Origin of the sequence: Streptococcus hyovaginalis DSM 12219, assembly GCF_000420785.1 — a bacterium.
GTDB classification, from domain to species: domain Bacteria; phylum Bacillota; class Bacilli; order Lactobacillales; family Streptococcaceae; genus Streptococcus; species Streptococcus hyovaginalis.
The window spans coordinates 194,251-215,259 of record NZ_ATVP01000003.1; the positions used below are offsets into that span (position 1 = coordinate 194,251).

General features: G+C 39.9%; 24 protein-coding genes and 3 pseudogenes. 26 read left to right on the forward strand and 1 reads right to left on the reverse strand.

Annotated elements, in window-relative coordinates; genetic code table 11:
* Nucleotides 1-80: 80 nt before the first annotated feature.
* The 26 genes and pseudogenes from G574_RS0103185 to G574_RS0103305 form a co-directional block, all read left to right on the forward strand.
* On the forward strand, nt 81-506 hold the full coding sequence (locus G574_RS0103185) for an RNA polymerase sigma factor (RefSeq protein WP_000323895.1): 426 nt from the start codon (nt 81-83) through the stop codon (nt 504-506).
* A gap of 83 nt (nt 507-589) precedes the next feature.
* Nucleotides 590-1,064, forward strand: a pseudogene (locus tag G574_RS11965) (RNA polymerase sigma factor).
* A gap of 154 nt (nt 1,065-1,218) precedes the next feature.
* A complete protein-coding gene (locus G574_RS0103195) occupies nt 1,219-2,244 on the forward strand; it encodes an AAA family ATPase (RefSeq protein ID WP_001170964.1) in 1,026 nt (341 codons plus the stop codon).
* 524 nt (nt 2,245-2,768) lie between these two features.
* Nucleotides 2,769-3,734 (forward strand): MobV family relaxase, encoded by a 966-nt coding sequence (gene mobV, locus G574_RS0103200; protein WP_001820668.1) that lies wholly within the window; start codon nt 2,769-2,771, stop codon nt 3,732-3,734.
* An 8-nt stretch (nt 3,735-3,742) separates the two neighbouring features.
* The gene (locus G574_RS0103205) at nt 3,743-4,597 is read left to right on the forward strand and encodes a ParB/RepB/Spo0J family partition protein (protein ID WP_000743700.1); all 855 of its coding nucleotides are present in this window, start codon (nt 3,743-3,745) and stop codon (nt 4,595-4,597) included.
* A gap of 45 nt (nt 4,598-4,642) precedes the next feature.
* Nucleotides 4,643-4,873 carry a YdbC family protein gene (locus G574_RS0103210; RefSeq protein WP_001206986.1) on the forward strand — a complete coding sequence of 77 codons (231 nt, stop codon included), beginning with the start codon at nt 4,643-4,645 and terminating at the stop codon, nt 4,871-4,873.
* On the forward strand, nt 4,873-5,136 hold the full coding sequence (locus G574_RS0103215) for a hypothetical protein (RefSeq protein ID WP_000253176.1): 264 nt from the start codon (nt 4,873-4,875) through the stop codon (nt 5,134-5,136). The genes G574_RS0103210 and G574_RS0103215 overlap by 1 nt, the downstream gene beginning before the upstream one ends.
* A gap of 54 nt (nt 5,137-5,190) precedes the next feature.
* On the forward strand, nt 5,191-7,047 hold the full coding sequence (locus G574_RS0103220; protein WP_001820670.1) for a recombinase family protein: 1,857 nt from the start codon (nt 5,191-5,193) through the stop codon (nt 7,045-7,047).
* Nucleotides 7,040-7,999, forward strand: a pseudogene (locus G574_RS0103225) (hypothetical protein); the annotation flags it as partial. The gene G574_RS0103220 and the pseudogene G574_RS0103225, both read left to right, overlap by 8 nt.
* Nucleotides 8,000-8,069: 70 nt before the next feature.
* On the forward strand, nt 8,070-8,369 hold the full coding sequence (locus G574_RS0103230; protein ID WP_000169469.1) for a DUF5962 family protein: 300 nt from the start codon (nt 8,070-8,072) through the stop codon (nt 8,367-8,369).
* Between the two features lie 13 nt (nt 8,370-8,382).
* A complete protein-coding gene (locus G574_RS0103235) occupies nt 8,383-8,673 on the forward strand; it encodes a DUF5966 family protein (protein ID WP_000893083.1) in 291 nt (96 codons plus the stop codon).
* A gap of 94 nt (nt 8,674-8,767) precedes the next feature.
* Nucleotides 8,768-9,406 (forward strand): hypothetical protein, encoded by a 639-nt coding sequence (locus G574_RS0103240; protein WP_029690932.1) that lies wholly within the window; start codon nt 8,768-8,770, stop codon nt 9,404-9,406.
* Between the two features lie 39 nt (nt 9,407-9,445).
* Nucleotides 9,446-10,522, forward strand: a complete 1,077-nt coding sequence (locus G574_RS0103245) for a toprim domain-containing protein (protein ID WP_029690933.1) — start codon at nt 9,446-9,448, stop codon at nt 10,520-10,522.
* A gap of 53 nt (nt 10,523-10,575) precedes the next feature.
* Nucleotides 10,576-10,803 (forward strand): DUF5965 family protein, encoded by a 228-nt coding sequence (locus G574_RS0103250; RefSeq protein WP_000110924.1) that lies wholly within the window; start codon nt 10,576-10,578, stop codon nt 10,801-10,803.
* Nucleotides 10,800-11,189, forward strand: coding sequence for a DUF5945 family protein (locus tag G574_RS0103255; protein WP_029690934.1), 390 nt, complete (start codon nt 10,800-10,802; stop codon nt 11,187-11,189). Before G574_RS0103250 ends, G574_RS0103255 begins: the two co-directional genes overlap by 4 nt.
* A 49-nt stretch (nt 11,190-11,238) precedes the next feature.
* The gene (locus G574_RS0103260) at nt 11,239-11,529 is read left to right on the forward strand and encodes a hypothetical protein (RefSeq protein ID WP_000667953.1); all 291 of its coding nucleotides are present in this window, start codon (nt 11,239-11,241) and stop codon (nt 11,527-11,529) included.
* Nucleotides 11,530-11,598: 69 nt separating this feature from the next.
* Nucleotides 11,599-12,075 carry a type II toxin-antitoxin system antitoxin PezA gene (gene pezA / locus G574_RS0103265; RefSeq protein WP_024408870.1) on the forward strand — a complete coding sequence of 159 codons (477 nt, stop codon included), beginning with the start codon at nt 11,599-11,601 and terminating at the stop codon, nt 12,073-12,075.
* Nucleotides 12,075-12,863, forward strand: coding sequence for a type II toxin-antitoxin system toxin PezT (pezT, locus tag G574_RS0103270; protein WP_029690935.1), 789 nt, complete (start codon nt 12,075-12,077; stop codon nt 12,861-12,863). Before pezA ends, pezT begins: the two co-directional genes overlap by 1 nt.
* Complete coding sequence (locus G574_RS11775; RefSeq protein ID WP_245540394.1) at nt 12,853-13,788, forward strand: AAA family ATPase; 936 nt, start codon at nt 12,853-12,855, stop codon at nt 13,786-13,788. The genes pezT and G574_RS11775 overlap by 11 nt, the downstream gene beginning before the upstream one ends.
* Nucleotides 13,789-13,854: 66 nt before the next feature.
* A complete protein-coding gene (locus G574_RS11780) occupies nt 13,855-14,607 on the forward strand; it encodes an ATP-dependent endonuclease (RefSeq protein WP_245540395.1) in 753 nt (250 codons plus the stop codon).
* The gene (locus tag G574_RS0103280) at nt 14,600-16,141 is read left to right on the forward strand and encodes a UvrD-helicase domain-containing protein (protein ID WP_024383488.1); all 1,542 of its coding nucleotides are present in this window, start codon (nt 14,600-14,602) and stop codon (nt 16,139-16,141) included. Before G574_RS11780 ends, G574_RS0103280 begins: the two co-directional genes overlap by 8 nt.
* Nucleotides 16,138-16,728, forward strand: coding sequence for a hypothetical protein (locus tag G574_RS0103285; protein ID WP_029690936.1), 591 nt, complete (start codon nt 16,138-16,140; stop codon nt 16,726-16,728). Before G574_RS0103280 ends, G574_RS0103285 begins: the two co-directional genes overlap by 4 nt.
* Before the next feature lie 337 nt (nt 16,729-17,065).
* Nucleotides 17,066-17,428 (forward strand): SAG1252 family conjugative relaxosome accessory protein, encoded by a 363-nt coding sequence (locus G574_RS0103290; RefSeq protein ID WP_000140674.1) that lies wholly within the window; start codon nt 17,066-17,068, stop codon nt 17,426-17,428.
* A gap of 2 nt (nt 17,429-17,430) precedes the next feature.
* Entirely contained in the window at nt 17,431-17,796 is a 366-nt protein-coding gene (locus G574_RS0103295) for a MobC family plasmid mobilization relaxosome protein (protein ID WP_029690937.1), read from the forward strand.
* Nucleotides 17,783-19,657, forward strand: coding sequence for an SAG1250 family conjugative relaxase (locus tag G574_RS0103300; protein WP_029690938.1), 1,875 nt, complete (start codon nt 17,783-17,785; stop codon nt 19,655-19,657). The genes G574_RS0103295 and G574_RS0103300 overlap by 14 nt, the downstream gene beginning before the upstream one ends.
* A 104-nt stretch (nt 19,658-19,761) precedes the next feature.
* Nucleotides 19,762-20,589: pseudogene (locus tag G574_RS0103305) on the forward strand (S8 family serine peptidase); the annotation flags it as partial.
* A 4-nt stretch (nt 20,590-20,593) separates the two neighbouring features.
* Here the strand turns inward: G574_RS0103305 and G574_RS10735 are convergent.
* On the reverse strand, nt 20,594-21,009 hold a 416-nt coding region (locus G574_RS10735; RefSeq protein WP_037590633.1), incomplete at its 5' end, for an IS630 family transposase.

Consider the following 21,009-nt stretch of genomic DNA (forward strand, 5'->3'; position numbering starts at 1 on the left):
AGCCCCCTTGTTTTTTCCTTTGGGAAGATGAGGGGGCTTTTCTCTGCCCTCTCAATCAATTCTGATTGGAGGAAGTAAGAATGGCATACAACCACGGACGGGAGGACAGGAAATGGCGTATCTGGAAAGAAGCGGAGGAAAAGCTGCTGCGTGAGTGCGGCGTTGATGAAGCGACCATTGAGCAGATACGCATGGCGGACAGGGCAGACTTCAATTCCAACAGGCGGTTTTACCGATGGACGAATGACGTTGCGGAATATCTTGAGGACATGGCAGGCAGGGAGCGGCAGGCGGAAGTGGGTACGGTTGCGGAGTTACTGGAAGAGATTGAGAGCGAAAATCTCTATCAAGTATTAGTCACGGTGGACGGGCGTACCTTGAAAATCGTCCTGCTGAAAATGCAGGGGTATTCCACAAAGGAGATTGCCCCGCTTGTGCATTTGACGACTGGTGCCATCTATGCGAGGTTAGACCATCTGCGGAAGAAGCTGCGGAAAATTTTATAGCTTCTAAAACAGCCTGCCATCCTGCGGGCTACTGGGTGAGGGATGGAAATCCCCTCACTCATTTTTTGCAGGAGGACAACAGGATGGCATACAGGGTTAAGGCATACACGCTTCGGGAGGAATCCACGGAAAGCGGCACAAGGTATTTTATCAGCTTTAAGGACGGGCAGGGCAAATCCCACGAGTTGGAAGTGTCGGAACAGTTCTTTATGGAGTTTCGGCAGATGGAGCGCAGGAACAGGAATCTTTTCTAATGGGACGAGCGGCACAGGGAGTTTAACGAGGTATGGGACGAAACCCTTTACAGACGGGCGTTGCGTGTGCCTAAGAGCCTTGATGAACGCATGGTTGAGGAAGAACGGAATGAAACGCTCTATAAGGCGGTTGGGAGCCTTCCAGAGATACAAAGGCGGCGTTTCCTGCTCTACTACGAGTATGAGTTCAATTTTTACCAAATCGCCGCTATGGAGCATTGCACCGCTTCGGCAATACAGAAATCTGTTGCGATTGCAAAGGAGAAAGTAAAGGCGGAAATTGAAGAAATATCTCCAACCGTGACCGACACCGCCCGAAAAAGAAATCTGTTTTTTATTTGTGTGGGATTGGCGGCATTACATACTCTCACTTTTTTCCGTGGGAGTAAATCTATTTTTAAGGAGGTCAACGCCTATGTGCAACGAAAACAAAGACACCGCCCGAAAGGAGGAAAGCCATGCAGAAGTTACAGACAGTCAACGCCGAAACGCTCCTTTATGAACCGCTTGAGAAACCATCCTTTGTGGTGGACAGCCTTATCCCGACAGGCTTATCGCTGTTCTGCGGCTCACAGAAGATAGGCAAAAGCTGGCTCATGCTGAAGCTATGCTTATGCGTGTCGCAGGGAATCCCTTTATGGGATATGCCGACAATGGAGGGCGATGTGCTTTACCTCTGCCTTGAGGACACGTTCTGCCGCATACAGGACAGGTTATTTCGTTTGACGGACGAAGCAAGCGGGCGGCTCCACTTTGCCGTGGCAAGCTGCAAGCTGTCAGACGGTCTTATCGTGCAGCTTGAAGATTATCTGAAAGATTACCCAGACAGCAGGCTCATTGTCATTGATACCTTGCAGAAAGTCCGTACAGCTTCAAAAGACAATGCCTATGCAAGCGACTATGGGGACATCTCCCTCATCAAAGACTTTGCCGACAGGCACTCTCTGGCGGTCATTGTCGTACACCACATCCGAAAGCAGAATGACAGCGACGTGTTCAACAAGGTGTCTGGGACGACAGGATTAACGGGGAGTGCGGACGCTACCTTTGTTCTGGAAAAGGAGAAACGTGCGTCTGACACCGCCAAGCTGTATGTGACGGGCAGGGACACGCCTTATCAGGAATACACGCTGCGTTTCCGTGATTGCCGTTGGGAGCTTGTGGAGCGGAAAACGCAGGAGCAGCTTGCGAAAGAAACGATACCAGATGTCCTTTTTCGGTTGGTGGATTTTATGAGGGATAAGGAAGAATGGATAGGCACGGCAACGGAACTGTTAGCCGCTATGGGGGAAACGGAAACCATACCCACGGTGATTACGAAATGGCTGAATGAATACCGCACCACATTTTTAAGCGAGAACCGTATCTGCTACCAGTACAGCCGCAGGAAAGACGGCAGGCGGATTGCCCTTGCAAGGAGGGCGGGTGACAGCGGTGATGGTGGTGACAGCGATATTAGGATACCCCCCTGTTACTGTCATTGACGCTTAAAGCCATGTAAAGCTGGCGGCTCTGCCCTGCGGGTGACAGCAGTGACGGTGGTGACAGTGATTTTAGGATACCCTGCCGCTGTCATCCCTACGGGAGAACACCCCGTAAACGCAAAATGCAGGCGTGAGATTTACTCGCCCTTTTCGGTCGTGTAAAACCACCCCTGCGGTCAGAAAAATCATTCCGATTTTTCCGACTGCGTTTACAGGGTGTAACACACTACACTTTGCCCTGCAAAGTCGTGTGCCAGACGTTCCCTCTGGACTCCCTTAAGGCAGGGCTGTGCCCTGCTATCCTACGCCTTACGGCTTCGGATAAAAGAATGGCGGCATGACGGTGACGGCTCTTGCGAGGGGGGTATCCCAAAAACACCGTCATCATCGACATGACCGTCATGCAGGGGGTGAGGGTGACAGTTGCGGCAGTCGGCAGGGGGTATCCCAAAACTGCTGTCACCACCGTCACCGCTGTCACCCCAAAGGACGGTCACCCGCCGAAAGAAAGGAGGAATCCGCCTATGCCTTATGCAATCCTGCGTTTCCAGAAACGAAAAGCGGGCGGCGTTGCGGCTTGTGAACGCCACAACGAGCGGAAGAAAGAAGCCTACAAAAGCAACCCAGATATAGATATGGAACGCTCTAAAAACAATTACCATCTCATAGCACCACCAAAGTACACCTACAAGAAAGAGATTAACCGCATGGTAGCCGAAGCGGGGTGCAGGACAAGGAAAGACAGCGTGATGATGGTGGAAACGCTCATCACAGCTTCACCAGAATTTATGAACCAGTTACCGCCCGAAGAACAAAAAGCGTATTTCCAGACGGCTCTTGACTTCATTTCGGAGCGTGTTGGAAAGCAGAATATCCTCTCCGCTGTCGTCCATATGGACGAGAGAACGCCCCATATGCACCTCTGCTTTGTGCCGATTACGCCAGACAATAAGCTGTCAGCGAAAGCTATCTTAGGCAACCAGAAATCATTATCCGAGTGGCAGACCGCCTACCATGAGCGGATGTCCTCACGGTGGAATCAGCTTGAACGGGGGCAGTCCTCAATGGAAACCAAGCGGAAACACGTCCCCACATGGCTCTATAAATTAGGCGGCAGGCTTGATAAACAGTATGAAGAAATCGTGTCTGCCCTATCCGACATCAACGCCTTTAACGCAGGGAAGAAAAGGGATAAAGCGTTAGATTTACTCTCTGCATGGCTGCCAGACGTGGAGAAATTCTCTAAGGAAATCGGGAAACAGCAGGCGTATATCGACAGTTTGAAAGAGAGAATTGGGCAGGAATCAGACTATGCGGGGCGTATGCGTGATGAAAAGTACGAGCAGGAACTAAAGGTGCAGAAAGCGAATCAGAAGATATTTGAATTGCAGAGAACCAACGAGCAGATGGGGCGGCTGCTGTCAAAAATACCGCCCGAAGTGTTGGAAGAATTGCAGAAAAATCATAGAAGCAGAGCGAAAGAAAGGTAGATATGTGAATGAAGAAACAGGATTTTAAGGTGTTAAAGACCAAAGACTTGTACCCGTTCCCCGACAATCCGTTTCATGTGGCAGAAGATGAAACACTGTCAGAGTTAGCGGAAAGCATCAAGGAATTTGGCATTGTCACGCCGATAATCACACGCCCGAAAGAGGACGGGGACGGTTATGAAGTGATTGCAGGACAGCGGCGTGTCCGTGCTTCTGAACTTGCAGGGATAAATACCGTGCCTGCGTTTGTCCTGCCCTTAGACCGTGACCGAGCCATCATCACCCTTGTAGACAGCAATTTGCAGCGTGAGAATATCCTGCCATCGGAGCGGGCGTTTGCTTACAAGATGAAATCCGAAGCCATGAAGCGGCAGGGTTTCCGCACAGACTTAACCTCGTCACAAGTTGTGACGAAGTTGCGGACGGACGACAAGGTGGCACAGGGCTTCGGCGTGGGCAGGATGACCGTGCAGCGTTTTATCCGCCTGACGGAACTGATACCGCCGATTTTGCAGATGGTGGACGAGGGGAAAATCGCCCTCACGCCTGCGGTGGAACTGTCCTTCTTGAAGAAAGACGAGCAGGAAAACCTCTTTGCCACGATGGAGAGCGAAGAAGCAACGCCCTCACTCTCACAGGCACAGCGGATGAAACAGTTAAGCCAGAGCGGGCGGCTTGACATGGATACGATATTTGCGATTATGACGGAGGAAAAGGGCAACCAGAAAGAAACCTTGAAAATCAACACAAGCAAGCTGAAAAAATACTTTCCGAAGAACACAACGCCGAAGCAGATGGAGGAAACCATCATCAAACTTTTGGAGCGTGAGTTGCAGAGGAAACGCAACCGTGACAGCCGCTAATCTTCTTTTTTCGGGAAGTAAATACAGAGAGTTGAGGTATGGAGAATGAGAGAAATCCAGTATGAAATCGTAAAGGAAATCGCAGTATTGTCTACGGGCGACAGTGGCTACACAAAGGAAATCAATCTCATTTCATGGAATGGGAAAGAGCCGAAGTATGACATCCGCAGCTTTTCCCCGAACCGTGAAAAGTGCGGCAAGGGAATCACGCTGAACGCTGATGAAGCGGCGGCACTCCTTAAAGCATTACAGAAAGAATTAAACAGCGAGGATTAATGGTATCTGATTGGCAGGGCGGGGACATTTCCAAACTCTTCCCTGCCCTGTCTGGAAAGGAAGATTTAAGTATGGGCGAGGATAAGAAAGCAGATAAAAAGAGAAAGCGTATCGTGCCAAAAGCACCAGTGCAGATGATAATCAGCCGTGAATATGTCGGCACACAGACCGTTACAGAAGCGTTTGTCCCGATTATCTCCGAGGATATTCGGAAGAAGATTGCCGAGGGCGACACCTTCGACAATGAGGGGCTGTCCGCTTAGAATGTACGCAATGGGACATGAAAACAGATAGGACAGATACGGAGGTTTTACAGTATGGCAGGAATCAAAGAAGAAAAGAAAATCTATTTAGTCGGCATTTATTGCCGCTTATCTAAAGACGATGGTACGGATAACGAGAGTGCGAGCATTGCGACACAGAAATCCATCCTCACGGATTATGTGAAAAAGCAGGGATGGCACATAGCAAAAACGTATGTGGACGATGGTTATTCTGGTACAAATTTCCAAAGACCAAGTTTCCAGAATATGATAAAAGACATTGAAAGCGGTCTGATAAACTGCGTGATTACGAAAGATTTATCCCGTCTGGGGAGAAACTATCTTGATTGTGGGTTATATCTGGAAGTTTTCTTCCCAGAGCATAACGTGAGGTATATAGCGGTCAATGACGGCGTAGATACCTTGAATAAATCTGCTATGGACATCACGCCTTTCCGCAACATTTTAAACGAAATGTATGCCGCTGACATATCTGTTAAGATAAAATCGGCATATCGGGCGAGGTTTCAACAGGGGAAATTCATGGGAACTACCGCCCCTTATGGCTATATCAAAGACCCTGCCGACCACAACCATCTGCTGATAGATGATAAAGTGGCACATGTTGTAAAAGAGATATTCGACCTTGCATTAAAAGGGAATGGAGTTGCCAAAATTTGCAGACATCTTAATAAACAGCATATCCTACGCCCTGCCGCTTATGCGGCGGAGCGTGGCGAAACAGGCTTTGAACGTCATTTTGAGGGGAACGAGGACAAACGCTATATTTGGAGTGGGAACAGCGTGAGGAGCATTTTAAGAAGCCCGATATATGCGGGAAATCTTGTAGGCTACAAACGGATTGCCGCCAATATGAAAAGCAAGAAACGCCCCTCTAAGCTGCCCGAAGAATGGGAAGTGATACCCAATACCCATGAGGGAATAGTCACGCAGGAGGAATTTGATATTGTCCAACAGCTTATTACAAGTCGTAGGCTTCCACAGAACAAGGGAGGATTTGTAAATATTTTTGCAGGCGTTATCAAGTGTGTGGACTGCGGATGTGCTCTGCGGGCAATGAACGTACACAGGAGGAAACGCCCAGAGATTATCGACTGTGTACAGTATTCATGTAATAATTATGCAAGAAACGGAAGAAGCGAGTGTAGTGCCCACAATATAGAAGCAAGGGATTTATTCAATGCCGTTCTTGCCGACATCAACTGTTTTGCGGATATGGCAGTGAATGATGAAAAGGCGGTCAGGGCCATAGAAAAGCGGCTCACGGAAACAGACCAGAGCAGGGCGAAAGCATTAGAGAAAGAACGTAAGAAGCTGAACAAACGCCTTGCGGAACTGGACAGGCTGTTTTCCTCTCTCTACGAGGATAAGGTCATGGAGCGTATTACCGAGCGGAATTTTGAGATGATGTCGGGGAAATACCAGAAAGAGCAGCTTGAAATTGAAGCAAGGCTGAAAGAGGTGACGGAAACTCTTAATGAAAGCTACGAGAAATCACGGGGAATCCGTGACTTCCTCGCCCTTATCCGAAATTATCAAGGCTTAAAAGAACTGGATGCAACAGTTATAAACGCACTCATAGACAAGATACTTGTTTCGGAGCGTGAGAAGATGGCAGACGGAACAGTGAAGCAGGAAATCAAGATTTACTATAAATTCATCGGCTTTGTCGATGAATTACATATCATACCTACAAAACGGTGGGCAGCAATGCCCGCTAAAAATTGTACGGTGTGCGGCGTTGAATATGTCCCGGGCTCTGGTGCATCAAGGTATTGTCCTGCTTGTGCCAAGAAGATACGGAGGGAGAAATCAAACGAGAGCAAACGCAGGAGCAGAGAACAGAAAAGGATAGCATGTATGAACTGTCCGCAAAAAATGACCGACTGATATTGTACAGCGAAATGGACGACTGATACGTCAGGGAAACATGCACCAGGAGGTAGATATTTATCACTATATTACAAAAGGGAGCTTTGACAATTACCTCTGGCAGACACAGGAGAATAAGCTCAAATACATCACTCAGATTATGACTTCAAAAGATCCTGTGAGATCAGCAGAAGATATTGATGAACAAACCATGACCGCATCAGACTTTAAGGCTTTAGCCACTGGTAATCCCTATCTCAAACTCAAAATGGAATTGGAAAATGAACTGACAGTGTTAGAAAATCAAAAACGAGCTTTTAATCGCTCAAAAGATGAATACCGTCACACTGTTTCCTATTGCGAGAAGCACCTCCCTATCATGGAAAAACGGTTGAGTCAATATGATAAAGATATTGCCCAATCTTTGGCAACAAAGTCGCAAGATTTTGTCATGCGATTTGACAATCAAGCAATGAATAATCGTGCAGAAGCAGGAGACTACCTGCGAAAACTCATTACCTATAACCGCTCAGATACCAAGGAAGTCAAAACACTTGCCAGCTTTAGAGGATTTGATTTAAAAATGACTACACGAGGTCCTAGTGAGCCTTTGCCAGAGACTGTTTCTTTGATGATTGTAGGCGATAACCAATATACAGTCGCCCTTGATTTGAAATCAGACGTGGGAACCATTCAACGGATCAGTAATGCCATTGACCATATTATAGATGACCAAGAAAAGACACAAGAGCTGGTAAAGGATTTAAAAGATAAGCTACAAGTAGCCAAAGTAGAAGTTGAGAAAATCTTTCCCAAGGAAGAGGAATATCAGCTTGTAATGGCTAAGTATGATGTTTTGGCTCCCTTGGTTGAAAAAGAAGCAGAGATAGAGGAGATTGATGCGGCTTTGGCCAAGTTTAGTGAAGATACAACACCCCAAATGAAGCAACAAGTAGTACTCGAGATATAAGAAAAATGGCTGACAAATATTTTTGAACGCGGTAAAATGAAGTCAAGAAATCACATAAGGAGCACAGACCATGACCAAAACAGTAGAAGAAATACGTTATCAACTTGAACAATGGTTGGCACAAGGTTTTACAAGCCCAGAGGATAGAGCCAACTACCAAGCTTTAAAGGAACAGTATGAAGATGAAACTCTTGATTATAGCTTTTCAAAGCGTGAAATCACTGGACAGCTGGAACTCATCATCACAAGTCGTGAGAATGATTTTCCAAACTTAGATGAGGTGACGAAGGCAGAATACCTTGATTTGGTTGCCCAACTTGATGATTTAGACAAGAGACAGGCTGACTATTATCGCAAGCAATTAGCCTAGAAAGAGGTGTAAGATGTTGGAGCAAATTCTACAAAGCCTTTTGATTATCGCAGCAATAGGACTGATGTTGTTTGTCCTTTATCGGATTGTGAAAGTTTCAGGTGCTTTATTTCTTATCGGACTCATCAGTGGATTAGTCTTTATTGAAATATATGGAATTTACCTATTCTTCACAGAAAGACACCTATATTCAGAAGATTTAGCAGCTAATGGCATATGGAGTTTCACTGGATTTTATATTGCATTGAATTTATTTCTTGCTATTAGCTTAAGTATGAGGTGGTGGAGAAATAGAATCGTTTAACATGGGGATTACCTACTGGTAGTCCTTTTTCTTGTGATAAAATCTCCAAGCTAATCTTGATATGATGAAGCTATCACTAATAGAGGAGTAAGCCATGTTAAATAAAGTGAAAGCTCGATTTCTGATTGGATTAGGAGGTTTAATCGCAGTCAGTTTTATGGTCATGATTGGCTACACGATTGGCTCACAAACCATTTCAAAGCAAACAGAGAACCAAATACGAGCAGAAGCCAATAAACTTGTGTCAAAGAAAAAGCAGGAGGAAAGAGCGACAGTCCTATCAGATGAGCTTGTCAATGAATTTCTCACTCAATATTTCACCAAGGTCCAGCTGGGTGAAAATAACGCTCGTATCAAACCCTACATGACGGACTCGGCATTTTCAGAAGAGGAAGCAAATCAGGATAAAGCGATCAATCAAGTTTATAAAGACTATATGCTTGACTACCGATTTGAATCAGCCAGTATCTATGTCAATACAGAAAGTAATGTTGCACTTGCGGAAGTTACCTATCAAGTGACCTATGTATCTGATTTGAGTGAGCAACAACAGCGAACCTCTCAAACAGAAACCAAGACGGTTATGTTATCCTACTCCAAAGTTTCCGACAAGCTCCTGGTTAATCAGTTGACCATTTGGAATGGAAAACTAGAGGACATGAAAGAAGCCACAGATGGTGCAAATTCCAGCATACCAACGATCCAAGGAACTACGACAAGCGAGAACAACTAGCAGGAGACAGTCTTCTGCTTTTTTTGATAGGGAGGAAAGATGACACGAATTAAAGCAGTAAAACAAAAGGCCATTTTAGATGTTGCTGAGAGTCTGGGCTGTTACTTCAGACGTTTATCAGGACACATTTATGAACACCCAGACCATGATTCCTTTCGGATTTTTGCCGATACCAATACTTTCAAATGGTTTTCAAGAGATATACAAGGAGATGTAATTGACTTTGTTCAATTAGTGACAGGTGTTTCTTTCAAAGAGGCTGTATCCTATCTTGAAACTGGGGATTTTGAACAAGCTAAGTTGATAGAAGAAACTTATCAACCATTTCAATACTATTTGCATGAAGAACCCTTTCAGCAAGCACGTACTTACTTGCAAGTCGTCCGTGGCCTAAGTGATCAGACTATCAATTCCTTTGGCAGACAAGGATTGCTTGCTCAAGCTACTTATCAAGCGGAGTCGGTTTTAGTGTTTAAAAGCTATGACCATAATGGGATCTTACAGGCAGCAAGCCTTCAAGGTCTCGTCAAAAATGAAGAAAAACACGATCGAGGTTATCTCAAAAAAATCATGAAAGGATCTCATGGCTATGTCGGTATTAGTTTCGATATTGGGAATCCTAAGCGACTCATTTTTTGTGAATCAGTTATCGATATGATGAGTTATTATCAGCTTTACCTAAAGCAATTATCCGATGTTCGCCTGATTTCAATGGAAGGTTTAAAACTTTCTGTGATTGCTTATCAGACCTTGCGTCTAGCAGCAGAGGAACAGGGGAAATTGGCATTTCTAGATACAGTGAAACCAAGCAGGCTTAGCCATTATCTTCAGGCAATACAAGAGACGACAACCTTTTTTCAAACTCATTCAAACGTCATAACAATTGCTGTTGATAACGATGATGCAGGAAGAGAATTTTGTCAGAAACTGTCAGATAAAGGACTTCCGATTTCTCAAGATTTACCACCATTGCAGGGCCTTGAAACAAAGTCAGATTGGAATGATATTGTGAAACAGCAGAGTGAACTATCCTTAAGTGATTATTTCCAAACAGCCCAAGCACAAGTCAATAAGTATCATCCTCCACCTAAATGGGGGCATGCTTTAGAATTGTGATAACAAAATCAAGTCCGCTATCATAATCTAGAATGTGACAAGGAGGACGCCCTATGAGTGTGATTGAACGTCTAGCTGAAAAAGTAGCTAGGCAAGAAGAAAAGGTCTCACGTGAGACTGAGAAATTAGAAAACTATCGTGACCAACTACAAACTGCAATGTATAGCACCTTTATCAAACGGCAACAATCAAGTCAGTTGTCATTTCATGAAGCACTAGAGCAAGCCTTTGGTAAAGAAACCACACTACACCCAAATTACAGAAATGAGGATACAGAATGAGTAAAACATGGAATTTTGATCAGCCATTAGATGATGTGAAAACAACATCATCCCATGAAGAACGAGCTAAAATCGCAGCACTTTTCCATAAACAGGATGAAAAACCGATTGAAGAAGTAGATTATGTGGCTGCTTTTGAACAGCAACAAAAGGAGTCAGAATCTAAAGATGTACAGACGCCTGAATCAAAAGTTAAACAAAGCCAGCTGAAGAAAGCAAATATCACAAGTGATTATAAACAGCACTTGGCAGACACTATTGCGCAAAATAACAAGGATATTTCCGCCTGTCAGACGCAAATTGAAGAACTTCATCAATTGATTGATGAAAAGAAAATCCAAAATAAAAAGTTGCAGGCTATTTCAGTAGCCATTGATGATTTATAAGTCAGGTAGTCCTATGAAGGCTACCTTTTTACAATTTAAGGAGAAGATAATGAAATTCTTTCAAAAGAAAACACAGCATCAAGACCGTTTTAAACGACTGATTCATCGATTATCAGAGATGTCCGATACTGAACTAACCAAAGTAGAACAACTCCTAGATGTTGTCTTTGATCAAAGTTTCAAGTCTAGTGAGAGAGTAGAAATATCTCGGAACATTTTAACCACTGAGGAACAAAGTCTTGATAAGTCGATTCAGGAAGCGAAAAATAAACTGAATACTGAGCAGTTAGAGAAGCGAATAGAGCAGTTTAAGCAATCGAAGAAACCTAAAAATGGATAATGCACCATATTTGGTGCGTTATCCGTTTTTTATGGTATAATGAAAACAAATATGAGGAGGTCTTTATCTATGATTGGAGACAATATTAAATCACTACGCCGAACACACGATTTAACACAACCAGAATTTGCGAAAATGGTCGGGATTTCACGCAATAGCCTGAGTCGCTACGAAAATGGAACCAGCACCGTTTCAACAGAACTCATTGACCGCATTTGTCAGAAATTTAACGTTTCTTATGTCGATATTGTAGGAGAGGACAAGATGCTAACACCTGTTGAAGATTACCAACTGACTTTAAAAGTAGAAGTGATAAAAGAACGTGGAGCAGCCATTTTATCAAAGCTTTATAGATACCAGGATAGTCAAGATATTGCTTTTGATGATGAATCGAATCCTTGGATTTTGATGAGTGATGATTTGGCTGAATTGATCCATACGAAAATTTACCTTGTCGATACTTTCGATGAAATTGAGCGTTACAATGGCTATTTAGACGGTATTGAGCGGATGTTAGACATGGTGCATCATCGGGTGGTGGCTTAATGAGATTGGAAGAATTTAGTGAAACTGAGTTTCAGAAGGCTTTGCAGCGAACCATTCGAGCCCTAACTCATGGGAAGACAATCCCAGAACAACCTAAAGCCATTTTACTTGGTGGACAAAGCGGGGCAGGTAAGACGACTATTCATCGTATCAAGCAAAAAGAATTTCAAGGTAATATCATTATCATCGATGGTGATAGCTACCGTTCTCAGCATCCCAATTACTTAGCCCTGCAAGAAAAGTATGGCAAGGACAGCGTGGACTATACCAAGGGATTTGCAGGAAAAATGGTAGAGCATCTGGTTGACGAACTCAGTACGCAGGGTTATCACTTGCTGATTGAGGGAACCTTACGAACTACTCAAGTTCCTCGTCAGACTGCTCAATTATTATCTTCGAAAGGTTACCAAGTTTCCTTAGCAGTGATTGGCACCAAACCAGAACTGTCATATCTCAGCACCTTAATTCGTTACGAGGAACTTTATGCCATAGATCCGACTCAGGCTAGAGCAACACCAAAAGAACACCATGATGGGATTGTAGAGAACTTAGTTGATAACCTAAGGCAGTTAGAAAGAGAGAAACTCTTTGATTGTATTCAGATTTATCAAAGAGACAGGACTTGTATTTATGATTCTAAAACTGATAAAGATTCTGCAGCAGAAGTTCTTCAAAATTGCCTTTTCGGAGAGTGGAGTAAAGTAGAGGAAGAGATGATGAAGTTAGGTCGGGAACGGTTAGTTAAACTGAATAATAAGAATTTGCTGGAGAGTAACTATGGAATTTAAAAAGTTAGTAATTGAAAACTTTCGTAATTTTAGTTCTATTGAAATTGACTTATCAAATAAAAATGTGATATTCGGGATGAACGATTCGGGAAAAACAAATCTTTTATTTGCAATAAGATATTTGTTAGATAGAAGTATCAGAAATAAAGGTTTTATTAAATCAGATTATCATAAACATGATATTAGTAAACCTATAAAAATACAGCTTGAAATTGATTTGTCTGATAGGGAAGAGGATGATGAAGAGTCACTAAAGTCTTCACATTCACGTTTATTAATTTCAACAGTTGCTGGAGCAAGAAAAAATGCAAGTTTAGATACATTCCTCATTTCCTTGGAGGCGATGTATGATGAGAAAGAGTTGTTTGGAAATCCGGTATTAAGTTGGGGCTCTACTTTAGATGATTTAGTGGAAGTACCTCAATATGGTACAAGGAGTGATATTGATAAGATTTTCCAAATAGTCTCTGTAAATCCTGCGATAGAGTTGGATGTATTTTTTAAGCGAAATAGAAAATTATTGTTCTCAGATGATACTAAAACTGATGAAGATGTAGCACTTGAGAAAGCGATTGAGAGTAGCATTATTGATTTAAATACAAATATTTCTAATCTAAGTTTAATTACTAGTGTTCAGTCACAACTGACAGATGCCTATAAAAGCTATCGTAAAGAAGATTTAGAGATAAAAATCCAATCAGAAATTTCAATTTCGGGTTATTTGGATAATCTTACTCCGTATATAAATTGGAATGGAGACACTCAAAATTATCCAACATCTGGGGATGGACGAAAAAAACTTTTATCATTTGCTATTAATCATCTGATTTCAGAAAAACAGTACAGTAGTAAAGTGATAATTTATCTAATAGAGGAACCAGAGAATAGTCTGCACAGATCAGTACAAGTATCACTTTCTAAATAGCTTTTCATTCAGAATATATACGAATACTTCTTCTTAACAACTCATTCAGCAGAAGTGCTTTATGAAATGAATAATACTCAGCTCATAAAGATAACTAATCAACAGGAAGCAACAGGACATTCTTCATACTACAAGGTCGCAAGTGAGTTTTCAAATTTAAAGAAAAAATTAAATATTTCATTAGCGCAGTCTATCTTCTATGATAGAGTTCTTTTGGTTGAAGGTCCGTCAGAATACTACTTATTTTCTTCTATTTTTGAATATATTAGCCCTGATTTTGAAGCAGAAGGAAAATACTTGTTACAAGTTAATGGTATAAATTTTAAACCTTATGCAAAGCTGTATAGAGAATTAGGTATAGAATTTTTTGTGAAGACAGATAATGATTTAAAGGCTAGCAGAGGTGATAAACATGAATTTTCTCCGATAGGGTTCAATCGATGTATTGAGATTCTTGATGACAATATCGTTGCTAAATTAAATAATTATCGTATAGATTTCTCTTCAAAGGAAGAAAGAAATCAGAATATAAAAGCTAAAAAGGAAGAACTGTATACTATGGAATATTCTTTAGTATCTCAATTGAATTCAAAGAGACTATATATATCAGAGATTGATTTAGAAAACGATTTAGCTAAGGTACTGTCCGAAAGTGAGAGAAATGGAATGAATGTATCAGATTTTGTGAATTGGTTACAAAGTAGTAAGCAGTATAATATGTTGGAATATATTGAGGGGGACCTTACTCCAGAAATTGCACACAAAATTGTGAAATCAGAGTATTTTAAAGTTTTAGCGGAGTTTTTAGACTATGAGTGATATTGCTACACGAGATGAAACTATCAAAAAAGAGTTATTAGAGTATCAAGGAAACATTCTAATTTTAGCTAACGCAGGTTCGGGAAAAACAACTTTTTTAGCTGAAAAGCTAAAAAGCGATTCTAAAAAACTAGATAATTATCAAAAACTAGCAGCGATAACTTTCACTCGGAACGCAACTGAAGAAATAAAACAGAAATTAGTTGAAATTCCAGAAAATGTTGTTGTATCTACTATTGATTCATTTTTAGATAATGAGATTATTCTCCCTTTCCTTGATCAAAGGTATAAAGTTGCAACGTCGTTACAGTTTAGTTTTCAGCAAGAATACAAGTTTAATAATTTCGACATTGGACTAAGTCAAATAATGCAAAATGGTATTTTTGCTACTTATGATAATCCGACCGCTCGGCAAGGTAAGAATTTTAAATGTGAAGTTGCTTTAGATATACTAAAAAATATTGTGTCTGCATCAGAGTATCTAAAGTATAAATTCAATTCACTTTATATCGATGAGTTTCAGGATTGTGATCAATCTATGAATGATTTATTCATGTATTTAAAAGATGAACTGGGAATTCGATTATTTATTGTAGGAGATGATAAACAATCAATTTATCAATGGAGAGGGGCTTCGCCTAGATATATTAAAAATTTATGGGAAAACGAAAATGATTTAAAAAAAGAGAGGTTTATTGGTAATTTTAGGAGTTTACCTAAAATTGTAGATTTTTCATTAGCTCTAACTCCAGAAGTAAAAATTGATTCTATTAATGAAACAGGTTCTATTTTATATATAGAGACTAAGCAATTTGCTTTAAAAGAAGATGTTATCAGATCTCTGGTAGATAATGGTGATATAAATTTAGATGAAAAAAATTATTTTTTAATTGGAAACAATCAACATATTGAAGAAACTGTAACACAATTAGGTGGAATATTCCCAAATGAATTTGATTATGTCAGAAAAAATCCTTTTATAGAGTGTACCAATGGTCGTTTTTTACAATCTTTAGCTCAATATTATTTTCTTGAAAGTTTTTCTGAGTATGATGTGTTGAACAATCTTTTTCCTGATTATAATGACGATTTTAGGAAAGGATTATTAAAAAAATTGAAAATCTTGCGTCAAAATCCTGAGCGATTACTTATCGAAGATATAGCGTCATATCTAGGTGTACCCATTACACAATTTGGTGATAAATTAGAAAGTCAAATATTACTTGAAGTTTTAATTGATGTAGAGAATAGAATCTTATTTGATACTAGTTCATTGAAAAATAACTTATTAATGACAACACATAATTCAAAGGGACTAGCTGCAGATACGGTGATAATTTTTGTTGAATATTTGATTGACAGATATAAAAATACATTAAAGTTCGAGGACCATTATGTTGCAATCACTAGAGCAAAATCAAAAATAATTCTTATTGATAACAAGACAAACTATGTTAGCGAAATAAATAGATTATTATGCAACAATAATGGTAATTTTTCATTTGATAATTTCATAGAAAGAAGGAATTTATGATTACTTTGCATCACGATGTACTGAAATTTGATATTACTGGTATTTTGGGTTTTGAAATTAATCAACATATTGATTTTTATAATGATGGGGTTAATGAAGCCTATATTGCAATTAAAAATAATGATAAGATTACTGCATTATCTATTTTACGGGTACTAAAATCACAACTAGATAGGGAATATAAGTATTTTGATTCGAAGAGATTTTGGGATTTTAATTCTCTAAACGATACATATAGCTATGTTGATGGTATAAATAGAGCGAGTAGAGCATTAGTAGGGGCACCAAATTATAGAAATATGAATTCCATGCTCTATGATATTAAAGATTATATGACTAGACATAGATATGAGGATGATATTCTTTATGGTAATAAATTCGCACTAGCAGTAGATATTCGTTTAGATGAGATGACAAATCAAGAGTATCATTCACATGCTGGTAAGTTACTTCAAGGTATTAGAGCATTTTATCTCCGACCAGGAAAAGGTATTGTAAAAGAATGTATTAAACTCTCTAAAGGTTTTTCACAAAAGAGTTTAGAACCATATATTTTTAAAGAATATTTTGCTAAATATTTAAGATAGTTTACCGAGAGCTTTTAGCTCTCTTTTTTACCTTCTTTTTGATGATGTGATATCTTTTCCAAATCATCTCTATTATCCTAAAATCATACCTAAGAAAATCAAGTCTCGATTTTCTAATGGGGGTTTGGGGGCGAAGCCACCAAGTTATCTTATCGTTGGCTGTCAAAACTGAAAGGTTTTCGTCAGCTGGCGATATGATTTTTGGGATATTGTGGACACAATATCTGAGCTCGCAAAAGCCGAAAAGGGAAGATTTGAGGCTTTTAGGAAGCCCCCGTATCAGATATGGTATCGGTGCTAACCCGCTAGAGGGAAATGTGAGAAGGAGTGTATCATCATGACAGAAAGTTATCGGACAATTCGTAAGGAAATCAACTTGACGCTTGAGGAATTTGAGCAGATTCAACTACTGATGAGAAAGGAGAATGCGGAGCAGTTTTCTCCTTTTGTCAGACAAAAACTATTGGACATTGTCAATAACAAGGATGACATCAGAGATTGGTTTATTCTGTGGCAATCTCAAAAAATAGAACAAATCAGTAGAGATATTTTACAGGTAGCAACTCTAGCGGAACGAGGCCATCAGGTCACGTCAGAACACTTAAGAATTATATTGACTTGTGTTCAAGAACTGATGACAGAAGTAGAGAAGGCAGTACCACTCAGTTCAGAATTTCGAGATAAGTATATGGGAGGTTAGATATGGAAAATCGTTATCGAACCAATCTCAAAAAAGTCTTTTTAACAGACCAGGAACTTGCGAACCTGAATAATCATATTAGCCAAAGTTCTTGTCAAAATTTTTCTGCTTATGCCAGAAAGGTTTTGCTTAATCCAAATATGACCTTTTTAACAATTGATACCAGTAACTACCAAGACTTGGTTTTTGAATTACGTCGAATTGGCAATAACATTAACCAGATAGCTAAAACAGTCAATCAGACAAAACTTCTGACAGTAGAGCAGCGAGAAAATTTGAAAACGGGCATAGGTCAGCTGATTGCGGAAGTTGATAAGGACTTCTATGTCAAGTGTCAAAAGTTGAGGGAATTTTATGGTAGTTACTAAGCATTTTGCGGTTCATGGCAACAAATACCGTAAAAGTCTTATCAAGTATATTCTAAATCCAGCTAAGACTGACCAACTCAAATTGGTTTCAGATTTTGGAATGAGCAATTACCTCGACTTCCCTAATTATGAAGAAATAGTTGAGATGTATCAGGCAAACTTTGTCAATAATGATAGGCTTTATGATTCGAGAAATGACCGGCAACAAATCAAGCAAAATAAAATTCATGCTCATCATCTTATCCAGTCATTCTCACCTGAGGATAATCTTACACCTGAAGAAATCAATCGTATTGGTTATGAGACGATAAAGGAGTTGACTGGCGGAAACTTTCGCTTTATTGTGACAACCCATACGGATAGGTTGCATGTTCATAACCATATCCTCATCAATTCTGTTGACCTCAATTCTCATAAGAAACTCAAATGGGATTATGCTCAGGAGAGAAATTTACGGATGATTTCTGACCGTCTTTCCAAAGAAGCAGGTGCCAAAATTATCACACCGAACCGTTATTCTCATGAGAAGTTTGTGACCTATCGCAAAAGTAATCACAAATTTGAATTGAAGCAACGTCTTTATTTTCTGATGGAGAATAGTAAGGATTTTGACGACTTTTTATCCAAGGCAGAAGCATTGAATGTCCAGATTGATTTTTCAAGAAAATACGCTCGTTTTTTGATGACGGATATGCCCATGAAGCGAGTTATTCGAGGCAAGCAACTAGATAAACGTCAACCCTATACCGAGGAATACTTTCGAGAGCACTTTGCCAAGCGAGCGATTGAGCAATGTTTAGATTTTCTCTTACCCAGAGTTCGTGACCTTTCACAACTTTTGGAGTTTGCAAGAGAACTCAACCTTGCTATGTCTCTAAAACAAAAGAATGTGGCGTTTACTCTAACAAAAAATAGTCAGAGCATTACAGTCAATAATCAAAAAGTCAGTTCCAAAAATCTCTACGATGTTCAATTTTTCGAAACTTACTTTGAGAAACGTGGAGAAGTTCCTGATATTGACCAGTTGCAACTTATTTCTGACTTTGAGGGATACTGTGAGGAACAAGATAAGGAAAAGCTAGCTTATGAAGACTTGCAAGAGGCTTATCAGGCATTTAAGGAGAAAAGAGACCAGGTTCAAGAGTTTGAGGTCGTCTTAGCTGACCATCAGATTGATAAGTTAGTCAAAGATGGTCTCTTTATCAGAATGAACTACGGCGTTAAAAAAGATGGCTTGGTCTTTATCCCAAACCGTCATTTAGATATTAAAGAGACAGAGAGTGCTAAACACTACCATGCCTTTATCCGTGAGACCGCACAATTTTTCATTTACAATAAGGAGGCGTCCGAACTCAATCGCTATATGCGAGGGCGTGAACTCATTCGTCAGTTAACCAATGATAGCCAGACTATCTCTAAAAGAAAAAGACCGACCATTGACACACTTAAGAAAAAGATTGAAGAGATTAATCTTCTTATTGAGTTGGGTACGGAGAATAAGTCTTATCAAGATATTAAAGACGAGATTATTAAGGATATTGCTCAATTAGATTTGACCATTACAGAGATTCAGGAACACATAGATCATCTCAACAAGGTTGCGGAAGTCTTGCTTAACCTGGACAATAACGATATAGAGAACCGCCGCTTGGCCAAATATGACTATGCCAAGATGAATCTAACTGCGGCTATAAAACTGGAACAAGTTGAGAAAGAAATCGAAATCTATCAAATTAAGTTAGATAAGTCAATAGATGATTATGAGTATTTAATAAGGAGGTTGGAAAAGTTTGTCATAATTTTAAATGAAATAGACTCAAGCAAGGATGAACTAAAATTTGAACACAGTGAAAAAATGTGAAAGAATAGCATTTTTCGGATTTATTGATACCAAATATTGAGTACTCTGAAGAAATTCTGAAATAAAATTGATAAAAAGGAATAAAAAACTAAGGAGATGATATTATGAAAAAGATAGGCTTATTGTCGAATGTTTTTATATCATTGTTTATTGTTATATTAGCTAGCGGTTCTGTGTCATCAGGAGTAAGTGCTAATGAAAATAAGGAAATTAGTTATAATGTTTTAGTTAGTGAAAATAAATCTATTGAGGATATAGAAGATGTTTTACAAAGTCAAGGAATTAAAGTTACTGATAAAATACCTGAAATAAATTTTTTAACTATTTCTACCGAAAAAAGTGAAGATACAATAAAAAAAGAAAACTCTAATTATATTGATGACATAGTTATAGATAATACTATGACTGTAAAGCCTAATATTACTTATTTGTATGGGGACAAGGTTTATACAAATACTAATTTAGATTTTTGGGGAAATCAGTGGGATATGCAAAAGAGTATTAGTACTGGAAGTAAATTTCAACATAAGTCTTCTGGTAAAGCAACAATTGGTGTAATAGATTCTGGTATTACATATGATAATCCAGATATTTATTCACACATTATTTCAGTACAAAATTTCACATCAGATTTGGAAACAGGAATAGTTGATAACCAAAATGTTGTAGATAAAATTGGCCATGGGACCTCTGTTGTGGGACAAATTTCATCAAGTGGAGAATATTTAGGGATAGCACCTGACATGAAAATACGAATGTATCGTGTTTTTGATGAAGGGAATGCTCAAGACCAATGGATTCTCAAAGCGCTCATTCAAGCAGCAAAAGATGATGTTGATGTTATTAACCTTAGTTTAGGAGAATATTTGTTAAGAGATTCCACTGATGAAGATGATGATACAGCTTTGATCAATATCTATCAACGGGCAATTATAGTCAATTGAAACAAGAGCAGGACAAAAGTGCCTCAAGAAACGTATCGCAATTCGGCAATACTTTTCTGAGGTGTTTTTTGATATGAGCCCATGTTTTCTCGATGGGATTGTACTCAGGTGAGTACGGAGGAAGTGGTAAGACTCTATGCCCCTGCTCCTTAGACAAGACCTTTAGCCTGCTCATTCGATGAAACTTTGCATTGTCCATAATGATAACTGATGGCGTCTCCAAAGTGGGTAGTAAGAATTTTTGGAACCAAGCTTCAAAAAAGTCGCTAGTCATAGTATCTTTGTATGTCATCGGAGCTATAAGCTCACCATTTATGAGACCTGCAACTAAAGATATCCGCTGGTATCTTCTTCCAGAGACCTTACCTTTTATCAACTGACCTTTCAAGGAGCGACCATATTCTCGAT